This window comes from Stenotrophomonas riyadhensis, assembly GCF_040256885.1.
GTDB classification, from domain to species: domain Bacteria; phylum Pseudomonadota; class Gammaproteobacteria; order Xanthomonadales; family Xanthomonadaceae; genus Stenotrophomonas; species Stenotrophomonas riyadhensis.
In genome coordinates this window covers 3,047,775-3,071,039 of record NZ_CP155568.1, presented here as the reverse complement: position 1 = coordinate 3,071,039, position 23,265 = coordinate 3,047,775, and the positions used below count along the sequence as shown (strand labels likewise).

19 protein-coding genes are annotated in these 23,265 nt (G+C 66.7%); 12 read left to right on the top strand and 7 right to left on the bottom strand.

Features of this window, described 5'->3' with window-relative positions:
• Positions 1–87: 87 nt before the first annotated feature.
• Genes SriyCCGPB3_RS14335 through SriyCCGPB3_RS14310 form a run of 6 tightly spaced genes read left to right on the top strand, consistent with a single transcriptional unit; the run spans position 88 to position 8,811 of the window.
• Positions 88–1,692: a glucoamylase family protein gene (locus SriyCCGPB3_RS14335; RefSeq protein WP_164161928.1), complete on the top strand. Its 1,605-nt coding sequence runs from the start codon at positions 88–90 to the stop codon at positions 1,690–1,692.
• A 4-nt stretch (positions 1,693–1,696) separates the two neighbouring features.
• Positions 1,697–3,037: a sugar ABC transporter substrate-binding protein gene (locus SriyCCGPB3_RS14330; protein ID WP_164161933.1), complete on the top strand. Its 1,341-nt coding sequence runs from the start codon at positions 1,697–1,699 to the stop codon at positions 3,035–3,037.
• The gene (locus SriyCCGPB3_RS14325) at positions 3,034–3,915 is read left to right on the top strand and encodes a carbohydrate ABC transporter permease (RefSeq protein WP_005410323.1); all 882 of its coding nucleotides are present in this window, start codon (positions 3,034–3,036) and stop codon (positions 3,913–3,915) included. Before SriyCCGPB3_RS14330 ends, SriyCCGPB3_RS14325 begins: the two co-directional genes overlap by 4 nt.
• On the top strand, positions 3,912–4,748 hold the full coding sequence (locus tag SriyCCGPB3_RS14320; RefSeq protein ID WP_110712881.1) for a carbohydrate ABC transporter permease: 837 nt from the start codon (positions 3,912–3,914) through the stop codon (positions 4,746–4,748). Before SriyCCGPB3_RS14325 ends, SriyCCGPB3_RS14320 begins: the two co-directional genes overlap by 4 nt.
• Entirely contained in the window at positions 4,745–7,912 is a 3,168-nt protein-coding gene (locus tag SriyCCGPB3_RS14315; RefSeq protein WP_350259450.1) for a discoidin domain-containing protein, read from the top strand. Before SriyCCGPB3_RS14320 ends, SriyCCGPB3_RS14315 begins: the two co-directional genes overlap by 4 nt.
• 2 nt (positions 7,913–7,914) lie before the next feature.
• On the top strand, positions 7,915–8,811 hold the full coding sequence (locus tag SriyCCGPB3_RS14310; RefSeq protein ID WP_180866313.1) for an endonuclease/exonuclease/phosphatase family protein: 897 nt from the start codon (positions 7,915–7,917) through the stop codon (positions 8,809–8,811).
• 177 nt (positions 8,812–8,988) lie between these two features.
• Here SriyCCGPB3_RS14310 and SriyCCGPB3_RS14305 read toward each other — a convergent pair whose 3' ends face one another.
• Positions 8,989–12,255, bottom strand: coding sequence for an Rne/Rng family ribonuclease (locus tag SriyCCGPB3_RS14305; protein WP_350259449.1), 3,267 nt, complete (start codon positions 12,253–12,255; stop codon positions 8,989–8,991).
• A gap of 407 nt (positions 12,256–12,662) precedes the next feature.
• Here SriyCCGPB3_RS14305 and SriyCCGPB3_RS14300 point away from each other — a divergent pair, with 407 nt between their 5' ends.
• Positions 12,663–13,637 carry an RluA family pseudouridine synthase gene (locus SriyCCGPB3_RS14300; RefSeq protein ID WP_110712877.1) on the top strand — a complete coding sequence of 325 codons (975 nt, stop codon included), beginning with the start codon at positions 12,663–12,665 and terminating at the stop codon, positions 13,635–13,637.
• 126 nt (positions 13,638–13,763) lie between these two features.
• Here SriyCCGPB3_RS14300 and zupT read toward each other — a convergent pair whose 3' ends face one another.
• The 3 genes from zupT to SriyCCGPB3_RS14285 form a co-directional block, all read right to left on the bottom strand.
• Positions 13,764–14,573 (bottom strand): zinc transporter ZupT, encoded by an 810-nt coding sequence (gene zupT / locus SriyCCGPB3_RS14295; RefSeq protein ID WP_014037815.1) that lies wholly within the window; start codon positions 14,571–14,573, stop codon positions 13,764–13,766.
• 98 nt (positions 14,574–14,671) lie between these two features.
• The gene (locus tag SriyCCGPB3_RS14290) at positions 14,672–15,088 is read right to left on the bottom strand and encodes an energy transducer TonB (RefSeq protein ID WP_164161923.1); all 417 of its coding nucleotides are present in this window, start codon (positions 15,086–15,088) and stop codon (positions 14,672–14,674) included.
• Positions 15,085–15,435 carry a 4a-hydroxytetrahydrobiopterin dehydratase gene (locus SriyCCGPB3_RS14285; RefSeq protein ID WP_100440645.1) on the bottom strand — a complete coding sequence of 117 codons (351 nt, stop codon included), beginning with the start codon at positions 15,433–15,435 and terminating at the stop codon, positions 15,085–15,087. The genes SriyCCGPB3_RS14290 and SriyCCGPB3_RS14285 overlap by 4 nt, the downstream gene beginning before the upstream one ends.
• Positions 15,436–15,525: 90 nt before the next feature.
• On the opposite strand from SriyCCGPB3_RS14285, the gene SriyCCGPB3_RS14280 reads away from it, so the two are divergent.
• Together SriyCCGPB3_RS14280 and SriyCCGPB3_RS14275 are read left to right on the top strand one after the other, a co-directional pair.
• On the top strand, positions 15,526–16,125 hold the full coding sequence (locus SriyCCGPB3_RS14280) for an NfuA family Fe-S biogenesis protein (RefSeq protein ID WP_153855957.1): 600 nt from the start codon (positions 15,526–15,528) through the stop codon (positions 16,123–16,125).
• Positions 16,126–16,135: 10 nt separating this feature from the next.
• Positions 16,136–17,902: a hypothetical protein gene (locus tag SriyCCGPB3_RS14275; protein WP_350259448.1), complete on the top strand. Its 1,767-nt coding sequence runs from the start codon at positions 16,136–16,138 to the stop codon at positions 17,900–17,902.
• Positions 17,903–18,213: 311 nt separating this feature from the next.
• Here the strand turns inward: SriyCCGPB3_RS14275 and SriyCCGPB3_RS14270 are convergent, their stop codons facing one another.
• Together SriyCCGPB3_RS14270 and SriyCCGPB3_RS14265 are read right to left on the bottom strand one after the other, a co-directional pair.
• A complete protein-coding gene (locus SriyCCGPB3_RS14270) occupies positions 18,214–18,627 on the bottom strand; it encodes a barstar family protein (protein ID WP_197611425.1) in 414 nt (137 codons plus the stop codon).
• Complete coding sequence (locus SriyCCGPB3_RS14265) at positions 18,624–19,079, bottom strand: ribonuclease domain-containing protein (RefSeq protein WP_110712872.1); 456 nt, start codon at positions 19,077–19,079, stop codon at positions 18,624–18,626. The genes SriyCCGPB3_RS14270 and SriyCCGPB3_RS14265 overlap by 4 nt, the downstream gene beginning before the upstream one ends.
• Positions 19,080–19,298: 219 nt before the next feature.
• On the opposite strand from SriyCCGPB3_RS14265, the gene SriyCCGPB3_RS14260 reads away from it, so the two are divergent.
• The gene (locus tag SriyCCGPB3_RS14260; protein WP_005410310.1) at positions 19,299–19,910 is read left to right on the top strand and encodes a superoxide dismutase; all 612 of its coding nucleotides are present in this window, start codon (positions 19,299–19,301) and stop codon (positions 19,908–19,910) included.
• A gap of 132 nt (positions 19,911–20,042) precedes the next feature.
• Here SriyCCGPB3_RS14260 and SriyCCGPB3_RS14255 read toward each other — a convergent pair whose 3' ends face one another.
• Positions 20,043–20,891: an endonuclease/exonuclease/phosphatase family protein gene (locus tag SriyCCGPB3_RS14255; RefSeq protein WP_110712871.1), complete on the bottom strand. Its 849-nt coding sequence runs from the start codon at positions 20,889–20,891 to the stop codon at positions 20,043–20,045.
• A 162-nt stretch (positions 20,892–21,053) separates the two neighbouring features.
• On the opposite strand from SriyCCGPB3_RS14255, the gene SriyCCGPB3_RS14250 reads away from it, so the two are divergent.
• On the top strand, positions 21,054–22,619 hold the full coding sequence (locus tag SriyCCGPB3_RS14250; RefSeq protein WP_164161919.1) for an oligopeptide:H+ symporter: 1,566 nt from the start codon (positions 21,054–21,056) through the stop codon (positions 22,617–22,619).
• Between the two features lie 7 nt (positions 22,620–22,626).
• Entirely contained in the window at positions 22,627–23,253 is a 627-nt protein-coding gene (locus SriyCCGPB3_RS14245) for a rhomboid family intramembrane serine protease (protein WP_164161918.1), read from the top strand.
• The last annotated feature ends 12 nt before the right edge of the window (positions 23,254–23,265 follow it).

The window sequence follows — 23,265 nt, the reverse complement described above, 5'->3', positions numbered from 1 at the left end:
GGTTTTTTAAGAGCGCAGCTTGTAAACGATTTCAGATCATTGGACGTTATGCTTTCCCATCGATCAGACCACCGGAGGAATCGCGCCATGCAGGCACGCCATCTGTTGTCCGCCGCGGCGTTGAGCCTGGCCGTTGCTGCCTGCCAGCCGGCCCAGCAGGAGCCTGCCAAGCCGCGGCCGCCGGTGATCCTGATCGAAGCCGATGCGCCGCCACGGCCGATGAAGCCGGAGCTGCCGCCGCTGTTCGATGACATCGAGCGGCGCACTTTCCAGTTCTTCTGGGATACCACCAACGAGATCAATGGGCTGACCCCGGACCGCTATCCCTCGCGGCCGTTCGCCAGCATCGCCTCGGTCGGTTTCGCGCTGACCGCCTATCCGATCGGCATCGAGAACGGCTGGGTCAGCCGCAACCAGGCGATCGATCGCACGCTGACCACGCTGAAGTTCTTCCGCGACGTGCCGATGGGCCCGCAGCGTACCGGCAAGGCCGGTTACAAGGGCTTCTACTACCACTTCCTGGACATGCAGGAAGGCCGTCGCTACGACAGCTGGGTCGAGTTGTCCTCGGTGGATACCGCGCTGCTGATGATGGGGGTGCTGTTCGCACAGTCGTATTACGACGGTGACGATCCGCGCGAGAAGGAAATCCGCCAGATCGCCGATACGCTTTACAAGAAGGTCGACTGGCCGTGGCTGCAGCAGCGTGCGCCGCTGATCTCGATGGGCTGGTTCCCGGAGAGCGGCTTCATCGACCACGACTGGATGGGTTACAACGAGGCGATGATGGTCTACATCCTTGCCCTGGGTTCGCCGACGCACCCGGTCAGCCCGGACGCATGGACGGTGTGGACGCGCACCTACGACAACGACTGGGGTGTCTACCAGGGCCAGGAATACCTGTCTTTCGGCCCGCTGTTCGGCCACCAGTACAGCCACGTCTGGATCGACTTCCGCGACATCCAGGACGCGTACATGCGCGAGCGCGGCAGCACCTACTTCCTCAACAGCCGCTCGGCTGCGCTGGCGCAACGCGAGTACGCCATCGCCAACCCGATGCAGTGGAAGGAGTATGGCGAGAACGTGTGGGGCCTGACCGCCAGCGACGGACCGCAGAACACCACGCAGGACTACCGTGGCGAGCAGCGCCAGTTCCGCCACTACTCTTCGCGCGGCGCCGGCCTCCGTGAGAACTTCGATGACGGCACCATCGCCCCCACCGCTGCGATCGCCTCGGTGGTGTTCGCCCCCGAGCAGGTGATCCCGGCCACGCTGGAGATGCACAAGCGCTTCGGCGATTACATCTATTCCAGTTACGGCTTCCTGGATTCGTTCAACCCCAGTTTCAACTACGACATCCCGATCAAGACCGGCCGCCTGGTGCCCGATCGCGGCTGGGTCGCCAGCGACTACATCGCCATCGACCAGGGTCCGATCCTGACCATGATCGCCAACTACCGCGATGACTTCGTCTGGGAAGTGATGAAGAAGAACCCGTACATCCGCAAGGGCCTGGAACGGGCCGGGTTCAGCGGTGGCTGGCTGGCGCCGGAAGGTTCGTTCCAGCCGCTGGAACTGCAGAAAGACGAAAAGGCCGCGGCGGCACGCGCGGTGGGTCTCGCCGAATCACGCGCGGCTGCCGCGCAGGAACAGAAGAACAATGCCAATCGCACCACAGGCCAGGGCAAGTAACCCGATGCCGAACTGGATCGACCGCCTGCGCCGCTGGGCGCTGCCTGCCCTGGCCGCGCTGGCCGTGGCCGGCTGCGCCCGTACCGAGCCGGGCACCACCACCGTGCGCTTCTGGGCGATGGGGCGAGAAGCCGAGGTGGTCAGTGAGCTGATCCACGAGTTCGAGGCGGAGAACCCGGGCATCAAGGTGGATGTGCAGAACATCCCGTGGACGGCCGCGCACGAGAAGCTGCTGACCGCGTTCGCCGCCGACGGCCTGCCGGATGTGTGCCAGCTGGGCAACACCTGGGTGCCGGAGTTCGCCGAACTGGACGCGCTGACGCCGCTGCAGCCGTTCGTGCAGCGCTCGGCCGTGGTCGACCCGAAGGACTATTTCCAGGGCATCTGGGATACCAACGTGATCCACGGCGAGCTGGTAGGCGTGCCGTGGTATGTCGACACCCGCCTGATCTACTACCGCAAGGACCTGCTGGCCAAGGCCGGCTATGACCACCCGCCGCGGACCTGGCAGGAGTGGGACGAACAGATGGCGGCGATCAAGCGCATGCAGGGCCCGAACCGCTATGCGGTACTGATGCCGATCAACGAGTTCGAGCAGCAGCTGTCGTTGGCGCTGCAGCAGCCCGATCCGTTGCTGCGCGACGACGATACCCGCGGCAATTTCGCCAGCCCGGGGTTCCGCCGCACGCTGGCCTTCTACGCCAACATGTTCGAGCAGGGCTGGGCGCCGAAGATGTCCGAGACGCAGATCTCCAATGTCTGGGATGAGTTCTTCCGCGGCTTCAACGTGTTCTACATTTCCGGCCCGTGGAACATCCGCGAGTTCAAGAAACTGCAGCCCAAGGAACTGGAAGGGCAATGGGGCACCGCGCCGCTGCCGGGGCCGGATGGCCCGGGTGCCGGTATCGCCGGTGGTACCAGCCTGGTGATCTTCCGCAAGTCACAGCAGAAGGAAGCGTCCTGGAAGCTGATCGAGTTCCTGTCGCGACCGGAAATCCAGGCGCGCTTCCATTCGATCATCGGTGACCTGCCGCCGCGCCGCAGCGCCTGGAATGCGCCATCGCTGGCCAACGATCCGCTGGCGGCCGCGTTCCGTGACCAGCTGGAGCGGGTCAGGCCGACGCCGAAGGTGCTGGAATGGGAGCGCATCGTGCAGGAAATGCGCATCGTCACCGAGAAGGTGGTGCGCGGTGGCCTGGCGCAGGACAAGGCCGTGGAAGAGCTGGACCAGCGCGTGGACAAGGTGCTGGCCAAGCGCCGCTGGATGCATGAACAACAACGCCTGCAGCAGCGCGTGCCGTCGCCGCGATCGAGCAGTGCCGTGGCCGCCGGGAGCGCGCAATGAAACGTACTTCACTTGCCGGCTGGATTTTTGCCGGTCCCTCGTTGATCGTGCTGGGTGTTTTCTTCGGCCTGCCGGTGGCTTCGGCGCTGGCGCTGAGCGTGACCGACTTCGACCTGTATGCCCTGGCTGACAGCAGCAACCTGCGCTTCGTCGGCCTCGGCAACTACATCGATCTGCTGCAGACGCCGATGTTCTGGAAGTCGCTGTGGAACACCACCTACTTCGTGCTGATCGGCGTGCCCTTGTCGATCGGCGTGTCGCTGGGCGCGGCGATGCTGCTGAATGCGCCGGCCGCGCGCTTCAAGGCGCTGTTCCGCACCGCGCTGTTCGCGCCGGTGGTGACCACGCTGGTGGCGGTGGCGGTGATCTGGCGCTATCTGTTCCATACCAGCTACGGCCTGGTGAACTACGGCCTGGGCCACCTGGGTATCAGCCCGATCGACTGGCTGGGTGATCCCAACTGGGCGATGCCGACCATCATGCTGTTCGCGGTCTGGAAGAACTTCGGCTACAACATGGTGATCTTCCTGGCGGGCCTGCAGGCGATCCCGCATGACCTGTACGAGGCCGCACGCATCGACGGTGCCTCGCGCTGGAAGCAGTTCCTGCACATCACCCTGCCGATGCTCGGCCCGGTGCTGCTGGTGGTCGGCGTGATCACCGTGTCCGGCTACTTCCAGCTGTTCGCCGAGCCGTACGTGATGACCCGCGGCGACCCGCTGCAGAGCACCGTCAGCGTGCTGTATTTCATGTTCGAGGAAGGCTTCAAGTGGTGGAACCTGGGACGCGCCTCCGCAGTGGCGTTCCTGCTGTTCCTGATCATCCTGGCGGTGACCACCGTGATGCTGCGTTTCGGCCGCAAGAGGCAGTTGGTATGAGTCGTGAAATCGGCCAGTCGCGCTGGTACCCGTGGATGATCAATGGTGCGTTGCTGGTATTGGCCCTGCTAAGCCTGGCACCGCTGCTGTGGATGCTCTCGGTCTCGTTCATGCCGCAGGGCGAGGCGACCCACTTCCCACCACCGCTGCTGCCGTCCAGCATCACCACGCGCAACTACCATGAGCTGTTCGCGCGCACCGGCATGGGCGGCAACTTCGCCAACAGCCTGCTGGTGTCGGTTGGCATCACCCTGGGTTCGCTGCTGCTCAACACGATGGCCGGCTACGCCTTCGCCAAGCTCAACTTCGTCGGCCGCGAGCGCCTGTTCCAGGTGCTGATGGCGGCGCTGGTGATTCCGGCGCAGGTGGCGATGCTGCCGCTGTTCCTGCTGATGAAGCAGCTGGGCCTGGTCAACAGCTTCGGCGGCGTGATCGTGCCGGCGCTGGCCAGCGTGTTCGGCATCTTCCTGGTGCGCCAGTATGCGCGGTCGATCCCGGACGAACTGCTGGAGGCGGCGCGCATCGACGGGGCAGGGGAGCTGCGGATCTTCTTCCAGATCGTGCTGCCGATGCTCAAGCCGGTGCTGGTGACCCTGGCGATCTTCACCTTCATGGGTGCATGGAACGATTTCATGTGGCCGTTGATCGTGTTGACCGACCAGGAGCACTACACTTTGCCGGTGGCGCTGGCCACCCTCTCGCGCGAGCACATCATGGACGTGGAAATGATGATGGCCGGCGCGGTGGTCACCGTGGTTCCGGTGCTGGCGCTGTTCCTGGTGCTGCAGCGGTACTACATCCAAGGTCTGTTGTTGGGGAGCGTCAAAGGATGAAGCGAGCGATCGCCGTTGGACTGGGCCTGTTGTGGACCTCCCTGGCGATCGCCGCACCTCCGGCGCTGCCGGCACCGAAGGTGCTGGACGATTTCGACGACATCGGCGCCTGGAAGCTGGTGTTGTCCGACCAGGTCAGCGGATCGCTGCGACCGGTCAGTGGCGCCGGCGGCGGTCGTGCACTGTGCCTGGACTACGATTTCCACGATGTCTCCGGCTACGTCGGCATCCGCCGCGCGCTCAACATCGAATACCCGGTCAATTACCGCTTCGGTTTCCAGATGCGCGGTGATTCACCGGGCAACGACCTGCAGTTCAAGCTGATCGATGCCAGCGGCGACAACGTCTGGTGGGTCAACCGGCCCGGCTACAGCTTCCCCAGGGCGTGGACGCCGGTCGAGTACCGCCGCCGCCAGATCGACAAGGCGTGGGGGCCTTCGCCCGAAAAGGAGATGGCACGCAGCGCCGCGGTCGAGTTCACGATCTACAGCAAGGTCGGCGGCCGCGGAACCGTGTGCTTCGACAAGCTGACCCTGCAGGGCCTGCCAGCCCAGGATGACTCGGCGCTGGTGCCGTCGGTGATCGCCGATACCGCCACCGCGCTGCAGGACCGCATGATCGACGGCAAGAGCGATACGTTCTGGATCAGCGGTGGCGTCAAGCAGCAGACCATCAGCCTGGACCTGCACAAGAGCCGCGAGATCGGCGGTGCGGTGATCGACTGGCTGCCGAACCTGGAGGCGCGCCGCTACACCGTGCGGACTTCGGAGGATGGCCGTGACTGGCGTACCGTGCGCGAAGTCACCAGTGGTGCCGGTGGCCGTGACTGGCTGGCACTGCCGGATACCGATGCACGCTACGTGCGCTTCGATCTGCAGGATGGCCCGAACTGGCGCTACGGCATCCGTGACATCGCGCTCAAGCCGCTGGCCTTCGCGGCCACGCCGAACGCATTCCTGTCCTCGGTGGCGGCCGATCTGCCGCGCGGGTCGTTGCCGCGTGCCTATGTGGGCGAACAGCCGTACTGGACCCTGCTCGGCCTCGATGGCGGCCAGGAACAGGCGCTGATCAGCGAGGATGGCGCGCTGGAGCCGGCCAAGGGCAGCTTCAGCATCGAGCCGTTCATCCGCCTCGACGGCAAGCTGCTGGACTGGTCGAAGGTGGCCATCACCCAGTCGCTGCAGGATCACTACCTCCCGATCGCCAACGTTGACTGGGTGCATGAGAAGGTCGGCCTGGCGGTGACCGGCTTCGTGCAGGGCACGCCGGAGCGCGCGCAGCTGATCGGCCGCTATCGGCTGAGCAATCCGGACAAGGTCGCACACGAATACACCCTGGCGCTGGCGATCCGTCCGTGGCAGGTCAATCCCCCGACCCAGTTCCTCAACACCGTCGGTGGCTTCAGCCGCATCGATGCACTGGATGTGGGCGATCAGCTGGTGCGGGTCAACGGCGAGCCGCGCATCTACCCGCTGCAGGTGCCGGACGCGCGCTTTGCCAGCACGTTCGATGGCAAGCTCGATGCGATGCATCTGGCGGACGGAAAGTATCCGGCCACCACTGCAGTGAAGGACAGCACCGGCATGGCGTCGGGCGCGTTGATCTATACGATCAAGCTCGAGCCCGGGCAGAGCCGCGAGGTGGCGGTGGTGCTGCCGCAGACCGGTGGCTGGGCGCCGAAGGCGCTGGACGTGGCCAAGGCGCAGGCGCAGGTGGCCGGGCAGTGGCGGCAGAAGCTGGACGTGGTCTCGCTGCAGGTGCCCGCTGCAGGCCAGCCGCTGGTCGACACCCTGCGCACGGCAGTCGCGCACATGCTGATCTCGCGGGTCGGTCCGCGCCTGCAGCCGGGCACGCGTTCGTACGCACGCAGCTGGATCCGCGATGGCGCGATGATTTCAGAAGGCCTGCTGCGCATGGGCCGCAGCGACGCCGTGCGTGACTACATCAACTGGTATGCCCCCTACCAGTTCGAGAACGGCAAGGTGCCGTGCTGCGTCGATGCGCGCGGCAGCGACCCGGTGCCGGAGAACGACAGCCATGGCGAGCTGATCTACAGCATCGCCGAGTATGGGCGCTATACCGGCGACAGCACCTTCGTCGAGCTGATGTGGCCGCACGTGCAGGGTGCCTACAGCTACATGGAGCAGTTGCGTGCCAGCGAACGCACCGAGGAGAACCGCGCGCGCAACCCGGCCTTCTACGGCATGATGCCGGCCTCGATCAGCCACGAAGGCTATTCGGCCAAGCCGATGCACTCGTACTGGGACAACTTCTGGGCGCTGCGTGGCTATAAGGACGCGGCGCTGCTGGCGACCCAGCTGGGCAAGGTCGAGGCGATGCAGATCGCCGAATCGCGTGACCAGTTCCGTGATGACCTGCAGGCCTCGCTGCTGTCGGCGATGCAGCAGCACAACATCGACTACCTGCCGGGCTCGGCCGAGCTGGGCGACTTCGATGCGACTTCGACCACCATTGCGCTGGCCCCGGGGGGCGAGCAGGACCGCCTGCCGCAGCAGGCGTTGGACGCAACCTTCGAGCGCTACTGGAAGGAATTCGTGGCGCGTCGCGATGGCAAGCGCGAGTGGAAGGACTACACGCCCTACGAATGGCGCAACGTGGCTGCGTTCGTACGCCTGGGCTGGCGCGACCGCGCCTGGCAGGCGACCGAGTTCTTCTTCAAGGACCGCGTACCGCAGGCCTGGAACCAGTGGGCCGAGGTGGTTTCGCGTACGCCGCGGAAGCCGTTCTTTGTTGGCGACCTGCCACACGCCTGGGTGGCTTCGGACTTCGTGCGCTCGGCGCTGGACATGTTTGCCTACAACCGCGACATGGACGATGCGCTGGTGCTGGCCGCCGGTGTGCCGTCGTCATGGCTGCAGGGCGAGGGCATCGCCGTGCAGGGCCTGCGTACGCCGCAGGGCCAGCTGAACTACCGGCTGCAGCGCAGCGACAAGCAGCTGGTGCTGGAGGTGCAGCCGGGCCTGGCGCCGCCGGTCGGTGGCGTGGTGCTGCCATGGCCGTACGCGGGTGATCCGGGCGAGGCGACGGTCAATGGCGAAGCCGCCGAGTGGATCAACAAGGAACTGCACGTGCACCAGCTGCCGGCGCGGGTCGAGATCGAAGTGCCGAGCGCGGTGCGCCGCGCGGAACGCAAGGGGCAGTAACGATGAAGCAACAGGGGGCGAGGGCGCGCATGACGGTGCGCGCCCTGGGACTGGCGATTGCCCTGGCATTGCCGGTCGGGGTGATGGCGGTGGCGCCTGCGGCCACCGCTGCGCCGGCTGAGGTGGCTGAGGTGGCCAGTGCGCCAGGCATGAGCATGGTCACCTTCAACCTGCATCATGACCGCGAGGACTGGCCGAGCCGCCGCCGCACCATCCTGGCCGAACTCAAGCGCCTGCAGCCCGATGCCATCGCGCTGCAGGAGGTGATCCAGCGCCGCAACGTGCGCAACCAGGCGCAGTGGCTGGCCAGCCAACTCGGCTACAGGTATGTGTTCGTGTCCACCGATCCGGTCGGGGCACCCAAGCGCTACGGCAACGCGCTGCTGAGCCGCCGCCCGATCCTTGCCCAGGGCGATCATCTGCTGCAGCCATTGAATGATTACCGCACGGTCGCTCACCTGCGCATCGACGTCGACGGCACGCCAGTGAACGTCTACGCCACGCATCTGAACGAGCGCAACGACGAGAGTGGGCAGCGCATCCGTCGCAGCCAGGTCGAGGACCTGCTGCGCTTCATCACTGCAACGTCCGCTGGTGCGCCGGTGGTGATCGCCGGTGACTTCAATGCGCTGGTGGACGCCGGTGACCTGAGCGAGCTGCGCAGCCACTACGGCGACAGCTACGGCAGCGTGCACGTCAATACCGACCTGGCCGGGGTCAGTACGCTCAATCGTCACTACTACCAGGCGCCCTCGCGGATCGACCACATCTTCTTCCAGCAGGACGAGATGGTCGCGCGCGAGGCGAAACTCCTGTTTGACCAGCCCGACGACAGCGGTCGCTGGGCTTCCGATCACTACGGTGTGTGGACCCGGTTGCAGTTCGCACCGAAACCCTGACGGAGCACGCTCCGGTAGCTGCCAGCCTTGGTTGGCACGGGCGTGTCCGCGTTCGCTCCAACAACGGCGCCAACCAAGGTTGGCCTCTACCAGGGCGCTGCACGCGTCCGACGCACAAACAGAAACGGCGGGGATCATTGATCCCCGCCGTTTCGTTTTCACGCGATCAACGTGCGATCAGTTCGCCGGCGGCGTGCGCTTGGCGGCCTCTTCGTCTTCTTCATCGGCCCTGGCTTCCGCAGCCTGGGCTGCAGCGTCGGCATGGCCATCGGCGACCGGATCGATCGACGGCGTCACCACGGCTTCGGCCACCGGGGCAGCGGCTTCGATCGGCGCGGCTTCGACCGCCACCGGAGCGACCGGCTGTTCGACGATCGGCGCAGTCTCGACGACCGGCGTGGCTTCAACGGCCGGGGCGGCCTCCACCACCGCGGCAATCTCACTGGCCACCGGCTTGGTTTCAACCACCGGGGTTGCTTCAACAACCTGCGGCTTCGATTCCACCACCGGTGCCGCCTCGACCACGACCGGCTTCACCTCCACCACCGGAGCGGCTTCAACGACCGGGGCAACCTCAGCCGCCGCCGGCTTTGCGTCCGCTACCGGAGCCGCAACGGCCACCGGCTGGACCGGGGTCGCGGCGTCGATGGCATCGAGCATGCTGGTCTGCACCGGCGAGGACACCGCTTCAGCCTTGGCAGCGGCTTCCACCGGGGCCTGCGTTTCGGCCACGGCCGGCGCGGCGGTTTCGACCACGGCGCTGCTCACCACTGCGACCGGCGCGGCGACAACGGCAGCGGCGGCACGGACCGGCTTCGCGGCGTCGGCGGTCGGCTCGACGTCATCATCGAAGTCGAATTCCGGCTGCGAACGGGCCGGCTGCGCAGCAGCGACCGGCGTGGTGCCGGCGATGTTGTCGACGTTCGGCTCGGCGCCATCGGCGTCATCGCCTTCGTCACCATCGTCCTGGTCATCGCCCAGGGCGTCGCTGCCAGCGGCATTCTCGGCGCCACCGCGACGACGGCGACGGCCACCGCGACGGCCGCGACGACGGCGGGTCGCGCCTTCGCCGGTCTGCTCGCCATTGGCGTCGGTTGCAGCCTCTTCACCGGCAACCGCAACCACCTCGGCTTCGCTGGCGGTGTTGGCAGTCGTGTCGACCGGTGCTGCGGCTTCTGCCGGAGCGGCGGCCACCGGAGCAACCGGCGCGGTCGCTTCCTGCGCGGTCACCGCATTGGCGGCGACCGCCGTGGCGGCCACGGCGGCAGCCGCGGTCACGGCTTCGGCCGGTGCTTCGGCGGCGTTGCGCTGCGGCTTCTCGGCCGGCTTGTCACCGTCCTGCTGCGGGCGCGGCTGCTTCGGCTGCTTCAGCTTCGGCTGCTGCGGGTTCTGGTTCTGGCCTTGCTGCTCGTTGCGCGGCTTGCTCTGCTGCTGCGGCTGCTGCTGGCCATCCTTCTGCTGCGGCTCCTTCTGCTTGCCTTGCTGCGGTTGCTGCTGGGCATTGCCGTTGTTGCCGTTGCGGCCGTCCTTGCTGCGCTGCTCACCGCGGTCCTTGCGGTTGCCGCCGTCCTTCTGCTGCTGCGCGTTGGCGTTGCCACCATTGCCACGGTTGTCGTCGCGGCGATCCTTGCGGTCCTTGTTGCGATCCTTGTTGCGGTCCTTGCGGCCGCCGTCCTGCTGCTGGCGCGCAGCAGGGGCTGCCGGCGCCGGCGCGGGGGCAGGTTCGCCACCGAACACGCGCTTGAGCCAACCGATCACGCCGCCCGCCGGGGCCGGCGCCACCGGCGCTGCAGCGACCGGAGCCGGGGCCACTGCGGCCGGTTCCACTTCCTCACGCACCGGGGCGGGGGAGGTGTGCTTGACCTGGGTCACCGCCGGCGGCGGGATGTTCAGCTGGCCCTTGGTCAGCGCATGCACCGGCAGCTTGCGCGGGGTGCCGCGCTGGTAGCTGGGCTTGCTGCTCTCTTCACCCAGCTCGTTCTCACGCAGGCGGGTGACGGTGTAATGCGGGGTGTGCAACTGCTCGTCGGCGACGATCACGATCGGCGCCTCGTGGCGCTGCTCGATCTCGCGCAGGGCGCTGCGCTTTTCGTTCAACAGGTAGTTGGCGATCTCCACCGGGGCCTGCACCAGCACCTGCCCGGTGTTCTCCTTCATCGCATGCTCTTCGGCGACGCGGATGATCGACAGCGACAGCGACTCGACGCTGCGCATGCGGCCGTGGCCGTCGCAACGCGGGCAGACGATCTGGCTGGATTCACCCAGGCTCGGGCGCAGGCGCTGGCGGCTCATTTCCAGCAGGCCGAAGCGCGAGATGCGGCCGACCTGCACGCGGGCACGGTCGTACTTCAGCGCGTTGGCGAGGCGGTTCTCGACCTCGCGCTGGTGCTTGTTGGAGGCCATGTCGATGAAGTCGATCACTACCAGGCCGCCCAGGTCGCGCAGGCGCAGCTGGCGGGCCACTTCCTCGGCTGCTTCCAGGTTGGTCTGGAACGCGGTGTCCTCGATGTCGCTGCCCTTGGTGGCGCGCGAGGAGTTCACGTCGACCGCGGTCAGCGCTTCGGTCTGGTCGACCACGATCGAGCCGCCCGACGGCAGGCGCACGTTGCGCTCGTAGGCGCCTTCGATCTGCGATTCGATCTGGAAGCGGTTGAACAGCGGGATGTCGTCCTTGTAGTGCTTGAGCTTGCGCAGGGTCTGCGGCATCACCTGCTGCATGAACTCGCGGGCGTGCTCGTACATCTCCTCGGTGTCCACCAGGATCTCGCCGATGTCGGCGCGCAGGTAGTCACGCAGGGCGCGCACGATCAGGCGCGATTCCTGGTAGATCAGGAACGGGGCCGGCTTGCTCAGTGCGGCTTCGGCGATGGCGCGCCAGACGTTGAGCAGGTAGTCCAGATCCCACTGCAGCTCTTCCGCATCGCGGCCGACGCCGGCGGTACGGATGATCACGCCCATGTCGTCGGGGATGTTCAGCTTGTCCAGGGCGTCCTTCAGGGCGGCGCGGTCTTCGCCCTCGATGCGACGGGACACGCCGCCGGCACTGGGCGAGTTCGGCATCAGCACCATGTAGCGGCCGGCCAGCGAGATGAACGTGGTCAGGGCGGCGCCCTTGTTGCCACGCTCTTCCTTGTCCACCTGGACGACGATCTCCTGGCCTTCCTTCAGCAGCTCGCGGATGCCGGCCTTGTTGTGGTCGACACCGGCCTGGAAGTAGTCGCGGGAGATTTCCTTCAGCGGCAGGAAGCCATGGCGGCCACCGCCGTACTCGACGAAGGCTGCTTCCAGCGAGGGCTCGATGCGGAAGATCCGGCCCTTGTAGATGTTGGACTTCTTCTGTTCCTTCGACGGCTGTTCGATGTCGATGTCATACAACGACTGGCCATCCACGATGGCAACACGCAGCTCTTCAGCCTGCGTGGCGTTGATCAGCATTCGCTTCATTGTTGCGTTCCTCGCAAGCGGCTACCGCGCGGAACGCCATGGGGTTTCGCCTCTGGACACGGTTCGCCGCCCATTCGCGCAAGCGCGGGGAGGGCGGCTTGGGTTTCCAGCGCTACGACACCACGGCAGGCCGCGGGAGCGCTTCACTCTTATGGGTTTTGGGGTGTTACAGGCCGCAGGCAGCTGTCAGCCAGGCTGGAGCGCCACGCGGGACATGTTCAGCACGGTTGCGTGTCAGGCATCCGGCGATGGCCGGGAAGGCCGGTGAGCCGCTAACATGGCCGCCCCGCGGGCGGTGGTCGCGCACTGTGCCGGATTCGTCGGAAGCTGGGCTTCTGGCCCTGAGTAACTTCCAACGAAATCAATCCCTTATCTCGCCCCCCGAGTGTAACAGAATAAACAGCCTGATGACCGCCCAAGACCCCACCAAACCCGCTGGCGACAAGCCTTCCGTGCGCATGATCACCGTTCCCGCCGACCGCGCAGGCCAGCGCTTGGACAACTTCCTGCTCGGCCAGCTGAAGGGTGCCCCGCGCAGCCTGGTCTACAAGCTGGTGCGCAGCGGCCAGGTACGGGTGAATGGTGGCCGCGCCAAGGCCGAACGCAAGCTGGAGGCCGGTGACGAAGTGCGTGTGCCGCCGGTTCGTCTCGCTGAGGAAGGAGACAAGGCCGGTCCGCCGGAGGCGTTCATGCGCCGCCTGGAGCAGGCCATCGTCTTCGAGGATGCCCGTCTGTTGGCCCTGAACAAGCCGACCGGCGTGGCCAGCCACGGCGGCAGCGGCATCAGTTTCGGTGCCATCGAGACCCTGCGCGCCCTGCGCCCAGGCCAGACCCTCGAGCTGGTCCACCGGTTGGATCGCGACACCTCGGGCCTGCTGATCGTGGCCAAGAAGCGCTCCGCGCTGAGCGAACTGCAGGCGCTGCTGCGTGAAGATCACGGCGCCGGCATCCGCAAGCGCTACCTGACCCTGCTGGCCGGGCGCATGCCCGACGGCGTGATGACGGTCGATGCGCCGCTGCACGTGGGCCTGCGCCAGGGCGGCGAGCGCCATGTGCAGGTCAATGCGATCGGCAAGGAATCAATCAGCCACTTCCGTGTGCTGGAGCGTCGCGGTGGTCATTCCTACTGCGAAGTCCGCATCGAGACCGGCCGTACCCACCAGATCCGCGTGCATGCCCAGCATCTGGGGCACCCGGTGGCCGGTGACGACAAGTACGGCGATCCTGCAGTCAACAAGCGGCTTCGTGAGCAGATCGGGCTGAAGCGCCTGTTCCTGCACGCGGCCTCGCTGGAGTTCGCGCTGGACGACGGCAAGAGCCCGTACGTGCTGAACGCGCCGCTGGCCGATGAGCTGGTCGAGGCGCTGGATCGGCTGCGCTGAAGCTGGCGCCGGGCCGTGCCCGGCGCTCCCGTTGTAGAGTCGAGCCATGCTCGACTGGCTTTTCGCGCGCCCCGGCCGAAGAACAGTCGAGCATGGCTCGACTCTACAGGGCGGGTCGCAAACCCCTCACCACTTGAACAGCACCAGGCTGATCGCCAGCGTGCCCATGCCTGCCACCAGCCCGTACACCGTTTCGTGGCCCTTGGCATAGCGCTTGGCCGCCGGCAGCAGTTCATCCAGCGCCAGGAACACCATCACGCCGGCGATCAGCCCGAACACCCAGCCGAAGGTGGCGTGCGACAGTGATCCGGACAGCAGCCAGTAGCCCAGCGCCGCACCCACCGGTTCGGCCAGGCCGGACAGCAGGCTGGCACTGAACGCGTAGAACTTGTTCTGGGTGGCGAAGTACACCGGCACCGCAATGGCGATGCCCTCGGGAATGTTGTGGATGGCGATGGCGAAGGCCAGCGGCATGCCGACCGACGGACTCTCCAGCGTGGCAAAGAAGGTTGCCAACCCTTCCGGGAAATTGTGCGCGGTGATCGCGATCGAGGTCAGCAGGGCAACCCGCTTCAGGTACTCGCGGCTGTTCTCGCGGAACGCCGGGTCCTGCTTGTCCAGGCTGTCATGCGGGTTGGGGATGAAGTGGTCGATCAGCACGATCACGATCACGCCCAGCAGGAAGGCCAGGGTGCCGTAGGTGAAGCCGGTGCGCTCGCCGTAGGCCAGGGCGAACGACGCAATGGACTTGTTGAGGATCTCCGACAGCGACACATAGACCATCGCGCCGCCGGCGAAGGCCAGGCCGAAGGCCAGCAGGCGCGGATTGGGCCGGCGCGAGAACAGCACCAGCAGGCTGCCGATCGCGGTGGCGAGGCCGGCCGCGAGGGTGACCGCCAGCGCGATCCAGATGTTTTCGGGGGGAATCTGCAGCATCTACCGACGCGGTCCTGGTCAACAGACAACCGCCCCGGGCAGTGCCGGGGCGGCGAGGGCGAGGCGGGCGTCGGCTGGCCTCGTCGGGGTGTGCGCGATCAGCCGCCGCGGCGCAGGCGTTCTTCGATGGCGAAGCACTGGTCGGGCTTCGGCTGCGGCGGGTTGAAGCTGACCGGCACCTGGATGGTGGCCGGCACCGGTTGGCCGTTGCGGGTGGCGGCATTGAACTGCCAGCCCTGCACGGCGGTCCTGGCCAGCTCGTCCAGCTGCGGGTTGCCGGCGCCGGTCAGCAGAGCCACTTCGCTCGGCTTGCCGTCGGTGCCGATGGTCACCTTGAAGGTGCTGGTGCCACCCACGCCCATGCAGGCCAGCTCAAGCGGGTACTGCGGCGGCGGCGTCTTCACCGCGGCCACTTCGGTCGGCGGCGGCGGGGGCGGTGCCGGCGGTTCGGACGCGCCACAGCCGGCCAGGCCGGTCGCAGCGATCAGGGACAGGCTCAGCAAACGTACGTTCATGGCAGTTGCTCCGTCAGGGCCGAAGTCTTTGCCGCGCAGATGAAGTCGTTCTCGCTCAGGCCACCCACGTCGTGGGTGGAAAAGCGCACGACCGCGCGGTCATAGTGCACGCCAAGGTCCGGATGGTGGTCCTCGCGGTGTGCGATCCAGGCCAGCGCGTTCACGAAGGCCATGGTGGCGTAGTAATCCTTGAAGCGGAAGGTGCGCAGCAGGGCCTGGCCACCCTCGCTCAGCTCCCAGCCGGGAATCTGCGGCAGCAGTTCGGCCAGGCGGGCTTCGCCGAGCTTGTGGTCGCTGCCTTTGCGCGGCACGCAACGGGCCTGGGCCAGTGGAATCAGGTCGGCCATGGGAATCTCCACCTCGTGTTGACTGAACAATGCGCCGGACGGTGTATAAACCGAATGAGCGGCTGACGCTTACTTGGCTAGAATAGCCTGATGATTCAGATCTCCGACACTGCCCAGACCCATTTCCGCAAGCTGATCGAACGCGAGGGCGTGCCCGGCATGGGCGTGCGCCTGAGCGCGGTCGAACCTGGCACGCCGCGCGCCGATGCCCGGCTGGAGTTCGCCGAACCGACCGACCTGCTCGGTGACGAGTGGGCGGTGGACTGCGATGGCTTCACCCTCTACGTCGATGCGAGCAGCGTCGGCTGGCTCGACGGCGCCGAGATCGACATCGTCGCCGGCACCGCCGGTACCCAGCAGCTGACCATCAAGGCACCGCGCATCAAGGGCGAGGCCCCCGGCGATGCCGCGTCGCTGGTCGAGCGCGTGCACTGGGTGGTGGAGAACGAAGTCAATCCGCAGCTGGCCTCGCATGGCGGCAAGGTGGCCGTGCAGGAGGTTTCGGCCGACGGCGTGGTGCTGCTGCGCTTCGGCGGTGGCTGCCAGGGCTGTGGCATGGCCGACGTGACGCTCAAGCAGGGTATCGAGAAGACCCTGATGGGCCGCGTGCCAGGCGTGACCGCCGTGCGCGACGCGACCGACCACGACAGCGGCCACGCGCCTTACATCCCGCGCGGCAACGTCGCCTGACTGCTGACGCGTGCCTCTGACCCGGGCCGAGCAACTCATCGAACTGCTGCTGGCCCGCCAGCAGCCACGCGCCGTCCTCGAGAAGACTACGCGCCTGCCCTATGGCTGGGCGCTGTGGCTGCGCTCGCTGGGCCCGCTGCCGCGGCCGTTCCACGCCCGCGAAGTGATTGCGGTATTGCTGCCGCGCCCGCTGCCAGGACCGCCGGGCCAATCGCCTCGCCTGTCACCCTGGCAGGCGCTGCGCCGGTTGTTCTGGCAGGACTGGGATGCTGCGCCGCGCGATCAGCGCTGGATGCGCTGGACCTCGGCGTTGGCCAGCGCGCTGCTGCACCTGCTGTTCTTCATGCTGCTGCTGTGGGTGGCGGTGATCCGCACCACGGCACCGGAAGCAGAGGGCGCCGAAGGCGAGCGTGTGCAGGTGGAATTCGTCGGTCGCGCCACCCAGGAAGGTGGGGGCGATCAGCCGGGTGCCGAGGCGGCTGCGGCGGCACCGGCCGGCCAGGTTGCCGCCGGCCGGGAAGCGGGGGCTGCGACTGCACCTGAGCCGCGTCCTGCGGCCGCGTCGGCGCCTGCGCCCGCACCGACTCCAGCACCGGCAGCCAGCGTGCCGTCGCCGCCGGCCGAAGTCGAGTCGGCCCCGCTTGCGGCCCCGCCACCGTCGCCGGTGCAGGCCACCGAAGTGGCGCAGGCCAGCTCGGATTTCGTGGTGCCGCCGGTCAGCGTGCCGCGCACCGAGGTCAGCATCGTGCCGCGTGACACCACACCCACGGTGCGCGAGCGCAGCGTGCAGCCGGTGCAGGCGCCGCCAACCCCAACCGCGATGCGTGCGCCGCAGATCGCGGTGCGGACGCCGCAGCTGCGTGACATCCCGGTGCAGGAGCGCGAAGTCAGTACGGTCGATGCACCGGCGGTGTCGCAGCCGCTGCGCACGGCCGATGTGCAGGTGCGCGTGCCGCAGCGGGACGTACAGGTGCGCGAGCGTGAAGTGCAGGCGGTGGTTGATCCGCAGGTGCGGATGGCGACCGTCGCCGGTCGTGAACCGGCAGTGCATGCGCCGGCGGGTCGTGACGTACAGGTGCGCGAGCGCGAAGTAGCCTCGGCACCGGTGGCAGCCCCTTCGTCTTCCAGTGGCAATGCACCCGCGGCAACGCCCGCGCCGGCGGCCAATGGCAGCGCGACGCAGGCGAGCAGCAGCGCCGCGCGGCCTGCTGCATCCAGCACGACCCCGGCCCAGGCTGGAGCGCGCCCGGCTCCCAATCCGGGCAATTGGGCTACGCCCGCCAAGGGCGATGACTGGGGTGCATCGAGCCGCAGCCATGACGGCGCCGCCACTGGCGCCCGACAGGCCAGTACCAGCAGCAAGGGCAGTGGCCTGTTCAATGCCGATGGCAGCGTCCGCGTGCCGGGCCAGGAGGGCGAGGGTCGTGCCGAGCGCGGTGCGCCCGGTGGCGCCAACGATGGCTGGAGCAAGGAACGCATCGCGCAATCGGGCACCTGGTTGAAGCGACCCCCGTACGACTACACGCCCACGTCGTTCGACAAGTACTGGGTGCCGCAGGAATCGCTGCTGGCCGAGTGGGTGCGCAAGGGCGTCAAGGCGATGGAGATTCCATTGCCGGGTACCAGCACGAAGATCTCCTGCGTGATCTCGATCCTGCAGGCCGGTGGTGGCTGTGGCCTGACCAACCCCAACATGCAGGACCAGCCGGCGGTGGCACGACCGCCGCCGGACATTCCGTTCAAGAAAGAGCTGCAGGAAGATAACGGGAGCCGCTAGGCAGGGGGGCCGCGCCCCACACGCTGGCCGGCTCGCGCGTTGGTAGGTGCCAACTTTGGTTGGCACAGAAACGCCGACCAAGGTCGGCCTCTGCCGGAGCACGCATGCCGACCAAGGTCGGCATCCACCAGGGCAGTAACCTCACGCGCTCTGCGACAGGAACACCCAGAACCGCACGTCACGGCCGACCTGCTGGCCGGCTCGCGCTTTGGTAGGTGCCAACCTTGGTTGGCACAGAAGCGCCGACCAAGGTCGGCATCTACCGGATGCACGCATGCCGACCAAGGTCGGCATCCACCAGGGCAGTGACCTTACGCGCTCTGCGACAGGAACACCCAGAACGGCACGTCGCGGCCAACCCAGTCGCGGCTGGCTTCGTCCATCACGTCCAGCAACGTGTCAAAGTCCTTCTGCGTGGAGGCGCGCAACGTGTCCACGTCGGCCAGGAACAGCGCGTAGCCGTTGGCCGGCAGCCACTGCAGGTCGCGCAGGTTGTCCGACAGGGCATCCCAGTTGCCGCCGAAGCCTGCCGGAAAATCCATCTGTGCGGCCAGCCGGGCCAGCAGGGTGCGCTTGTCGGCCACGCTTTCCAGGTCGATGTGGATCACCTTCAGTCCGGCATCGCGCATCGCCGCGGCCAGTGCGCTGATGTCGTCGCTGTCGATGGCGTAGACGCCAGCGTTGTTGATGTCATGCAGGCCGAGGCCGAAATCATCGTGGCTCATTGCTGCGCTCCCTGGGCTGGCACGGTGAAGCTGCGGAACGATGCGTAGTGGTCGTCGGTGTAGTACCACGCCTCCGGCGGATCGCCACCGGTGACGATGCGGCGCGTGCCGCGGGTACGCGCACCGGGGGTATCGACGGTGTACTCGCGGTAGTAGCCGCGCGGGCGCTGCGGCAGCTGCTGTTCGCGGTTGCCGAAGGTGCTCCCGTCCTGGCGATGCGGGAACGGGCCACCACGCTGGATCAGGGCGATGGTCTGGCGTGCTTCAGCCGGCAGGAACGCGGGCAGGCCGTTGTCCTTGCCGGGCGTGGCCGTGGCAGGCGCCCGTGCCGTAGGCGCTCCCTGCAGGTCCGGCGCGAACTGCGGCGCCGGCGGCCGCTGCAGGAAATGGTTGGCGACCAGGCCGAGCAGCAGCAGGGCGATGGCGGTGATCAGCAGCCGGGGGTTGCGCATGGGCAGGGGCACGCGAGGGTGGTACACGCACTGTAGCGCCTGCGCGCTGCACGGTGCATGAGGAGATCGCTGCGTCACTGATGCGTAACAATTGCCGTCGTGCTCACTGGCAGGACGCAATTTCCTTTACATCCCCCTTGGTAATCTGGCGGTCTGTCCCCATCATTCACCGCGCACCGCCCGACATCGTCGGGTGCCCTCGCAATCAGGAGATGCATCATGGCCTACACCCTGCCCAAGCTGTCCTACGCCTACGACGCGCTGGAACCGCATATCGATGCGGCGACGATGGAAATCCATCACACCAAGCATCACCAGACCTACATCAACAACGTCAACGCGGCGCTGGAAGGCACCGAGTACGCTGACCTGCCGGTCGAAGAGCTGGTGAAGAAGCTCAAGTCGCTGCCGGAGAACCTGCAGGGCCCGGTGCGCAACAACGGTGGTGGCCATGCCAACCACTCGCTGTTCTGGACCGTGATGGCCCCGAACGCCGGCGGCAACCCGGTGGGCGACGTGGCCAAGGCCATCGACAAGGACCTGGGCGGCTTCGACAAGTTCAAGGATGCCTTCACCAAGGCGGCGCTGACCCGTTTCGGCAGCGGCTGGGCGTGGCTGAGCGTGACCCCGGACAAGAAGGTCGTGGTCGAGAGCACCGGCAACCAGGACAGCCCGCTGATGGAAGGCAACACCCCCATCCTCGGCCTGGACGTGTGGGAACACGCGTACTACCTGAAGTACCAGAACCGCCGCCCGGAATACATCGGCGCGTTCTTCAACGTCATCGACTGGAACGAAGTCGAGCGCCGTTACCAGGAAGCGATCGCCTGATCGCGGTAACGGGATGAACTGAAAAGGCCGGGGGAGACCCCGGCCTTTTCTGTTGCAGGAGTCATTCGGTAGTGCCGGCCGCTGGCCGGCAATCGTGTGGTACCCGAGGCGCCGGCCAGCGGCCGGCACTACCTATTCGGCCGTGGCCGTATCACCCTGCAGGCGCAGGGTCGCCATCACGCCCAGGCGCAGGCCGGGCAGGTCGCCATCGGCCGGCAGCAGGATCGGCTGCTGGCGGATGCCGCCGAAGTGCTTGACCTGGAACAGCACGTCCAGCCCATGGCCACTCGCACCGCCGCCGCTGGCCGCAGGCGGGTCTGCACGGCCACCGGGATTGCGCCGGGCCGGCTGGAAACCCGGCGTGCTGCGCACCAGTTCCACCGTGTTGGCCGAGAAATCGCCGGCGATCAGGCTCGGCATGCCCTCGGAGGTGGCGCCGATCCAGGTCATCAGATCGCTGGTCTGGTGCTGGCGGGCGGTGGCCTCGTCCGGGTCCGGGCGCAGCCGCGCGACATAGATGTTGACCAGCGCCTCGCCCAGCTTCAGGCGCATCATTCCGGCCGCACTGAAGGTGCCGGGAGGATGCAGCAGGGTCACCCCGTCTTCGCTGACCGGCAGCCGGGTCAGCATGGCGTTGCCATGCCGCAGTGGCTGGCTGGGAGGGTCAGCGGTGACGAAGTCGCAGCTGTAGCGCAGCCGGCTGGCCAGCCAGCAGGCTGGATTGCGGCCCTGCTGCTGCAGCACCTGCTGCACCGAGATCACGTCCGGCTGCAGCTCGGTCAGCAGTTGCGCGACCTGCTCGCGGCGCTGCTTCCAATGCGCATCATCACGGCTGGGCAGTTCCAGCGCGGCCACGGTCAGTTGCCGGGGCTCGTTGTCACTGGCAGTGGCGGCCGGCGCCTGCGGCCGCGCCTGGGCCTGCAACGCCAGCAGCAGCACGAGACAGCTGAGCAGGAGGCGGGCGGGGGCGAGGGGGCGCATAACGATAAGTTTACGCTTTTGTCGTGCAGGTGCCGTGACTTCCGGCAGGGCCAGAACGGCCTGCCATGGATTGGCACCGTTGTCATGCAGCCCTGCAGCGTGCTTCGCAAGCCCCGGTTCCGGTAACCTTGCGCCTTTCGCTTTGCAGGAATGCCTTACAGGATGAGCCACGACGCAGTCGCCCCCATCGCCGGCCAAGGAAAGATGCCGCGCCAGATTCCGTACATCATCGGCAATGAGGCCTGCGAACGGTTCAGTTTCTACGGGATGCGCAACATCCTGGTGCAGTTCCTGATCACCTCGCTGCTGCTGCAGGAAATCACGGCGGAAGGCCGTGCCGGTGAAGCCAAGGACATCATGCACAGCTTCATGATCGGCGTGTATTTCTTCCCGCTGCTCGGTGGCTGGCTGGCCGACAGGTTCTTCGGCAAGTACCACACCATTCTCTGGTTCAGCCTGGTCTACTGCGCCGGCCACCTGTGCCTGGCGCTGTTCGAGAACAGCCGCGAAGGCTTCTTCCTTGGCCTGGGCCTGATCGCGCTCGGCGCCGGTGGCATCAAGCCGCTGGTGGCCTCGTTCATGGGTGACCAGTTCGACCAGAGCAACAAGCACCTGGCCAAGGTCGTCTTCGATGCCTTCTACTGGATCATCAATTTCGGCTCGCTGTTCGCCTCGCTGCTGATTCCGCTGGTGCTGAAGAACTGGGGCCCGCAGTGGGCGTTCGGCATCCCGGGCATCCTGATGTTCATCGCCACCTTCGTGTTCTGGCTGGGCCGCAAGCGCTACGTGCTGGTGCCGCTGCCGCCGAAGGATCCGCATTCGTTCGCCAACGTGGTACGCACCGCGCTGACCGCGCGCGTGGCCGGCCAGGGCCGTCCGGGCCTGGTGATCGCCGTGCTCGGCCTGGTGCTGGCAGTGGCCTCGTTCGGCCTGGTCGGCTCGCTGGGCATCGTGATCTGCCTGTGCCTTGCGCTGGTGTCGATCCTGGCGGGCATCGGCGGTGGCACCTGGCTGCAGCTGGACCGCGCCCGTGGCCAGCATCCGGCCGAAGCCGTGGAGGGCGTGCGCTCGGTGCTGCGCGTGCTGGTGATCTTCGCGCTGACCACGCCGTTCTTCTCGCTGTTCGACCAGAAGGCCTCGACCTGGGTCCTGCAGGGCCAGCAGATGCAGATGCCGAGCTGGTTCACCGCCTCGCAGATGCAGGCACTGAACCCGCTGCTGGTGATGATCCTGATTCCGTTCAACAACCTGGTGCTGTACCCGGCCCTGCGCCGCTTCGGCTTCGAGCCGACCGCACTGCGCCGCATGACCGCCGGCATTGCCTTCAGTGGCCTGGCCTGGATCGTGGTGGGCGGCATCCAGGTGGTGATGGACGGCGGCAACGCCATGTCGATCTTCTGGCAGATGCTGCCGTACGCGTTGCTGACCTTCGGCGAGGTGCTGGTCTCGGCCACCGGCCTGGAGTTCGCCTACAGCCAGGCGCCGCAGGCGATGAAGGGCGTGGTGATGAGCTTCTGGAACCTGACCACCACCATCGGCAACCTGTGGGTGCTGCTGTCCAACGCGGCGGTGCGCAACGACACGGTGACCCACCAGATCGCCGGCACAGGCCTGAGCGAAGCGGCGTTCCTGATGTTCTTCTTCGCCGGCTTCGCCTTCGTCGCGGCGTTGGCCTTCGGTTGGTACGCGAAACGCTATCGTATGGTCGACAACTACCGTAGCGCCTGAGCCTGACATGACCCCCGTCAATCTGCTGTTGATCGCCATCACCGCCCTCCTGTCGTGGATGGCGTTCAACAACCGCAAGCTGGCCGACCGCCTGATCCTGTGGCCGCCAGCCGTCGACCGTCACCGCCAGTACGACCGGCTGGTGACCTATGGTTTCATCCACGCCGACTGGTCGCACCTGATCTTCAACATGATCACCCTGTTCTTCTTCGGGGGATTCATCGAGAGCGTGATGGTGCAGCTGACCGGCAGTTACCTGACCTACCCGGCGTTCTACATCGGTGCGCTGCTGGTCTCGATCCTGCCCAGCTACCTGAAGAACCAGAAGAACCCGAACTACCTCAGCCTCGGTGCGTCCGGGGCGGTGTCGGCGGTGCTGTTCGCCTTCATCCTGATCAAGCCGTGGTCGATCATCCTGGTGTTCTTCATCCCGGCACCGGCGATCATCTATGCCGCGTTCTACGTCGGCTACAGCATCTGGATGGACAAGCGCGGCGGTGACCGCATCAACCACAGCGCGCACCTGGCGGGCGCGGCGTTCGGCGTGATCTTCATGCTGGCCATGCAGCCGAGCATCTTCAACCACTTCCTGCGCGAGCTCTCCAACCCGACCTTCCGCCTCGGCGGCGGTTGATGCAGGTAGCGG